The organism is Vallitalea sediminicola, from assembly GCF_054408565.1.
The window spans coordinates 1-735 of record NZ_BTPT01000133.1 but is presented as its reverse complement, the minus strand read 5'-3'; the positions used below and the strand labels follow the sequence as shown (position 1 = coordinate 735).

Sequence of the window (735 nt, the reverse complement as noted above, 5' to 3'; positions counted from 1 at the left end):
TTGTATTAATGAATACCACAGGCTATGCCTGTGGTTCTAAAAAGCTTATAGCTATGAGTAGAAAAAAATAACCTCCAATGCTAAGATAGAAGCAGGTTTGCCGACCGCATCTATAATAGACAAAGGAGGAAGTCCAAATGGACAACAAAAGTTTAGCACATACCAAATGGAATTGCAAATATCATATAGTATTTGCACCAAAATACAGACGTCAAATAATTTATGGAAAGATAAAAAAAGATATTGGGCAGATAATTCGTAAATTATGTGAGTATAAAGGCGTAGAAATAATAGAGGCAAATGCATGTAAAGATCACATACATATGTTAGTAAGTGTACCACCTAAATTAAGCGTATCACAGTTTGTAGGATATCTAAAAGGAAAAAGTTCGCTGATGATATTTGACAGACATGCTAATTTAAAATATAAATATGGGAATAGAAAATTTTGGTGTAAAGGATATTTTGTAGATACAGTAGGAAGGAACAAGAAGGCAATAGAACAGTATATAAGAAATCAATTACAAGAAGATATAGCCTCAGACCAATTAAGTCTGAAGGAATATATTGACCCGTTTACGGGTAAGCCGATAATAAAAGGCTAATGAAAACACCTTTAGGTGTAACTTGAGAATAGATGCAGTTGGCAGACTATTCAATGAGTCTTGAGACTCAGCTAGTAATATACCCTTATAGGGTAAGTGCAAACCACCCGTTTTACGGGTGGTGGTGATT

The 735-nt window shown here is 34.1% G+C and carries 1 protein-coding gene; it reads left to right on the top strand.

Annotated features, from left to right (window positions below):
- The first annotated feature begins 137 nt into the window (after window positions 1-137).
- Window positions 138-605, top strand: coding sequence for an IS200/IS605 family transposase (tnpA, locus tag ACX6CF_RS26140; protein WP_212691167.1), 468 nt, complete (start codon window positions 138-140; stop codon window positions 603-605).
- The last annotated feature ends 130 nt before the right edge of the window (window positions 606-735 follow it).

What these genes read in the sequence shown, in the direction of transcription:
- tnpA (WP_212691167.1), top strand. Translation starts at nt 138, where the DNA reads ATGGACAACAAAAGTTTAGCACATACCAAATGGAATTGCAAATATCAT.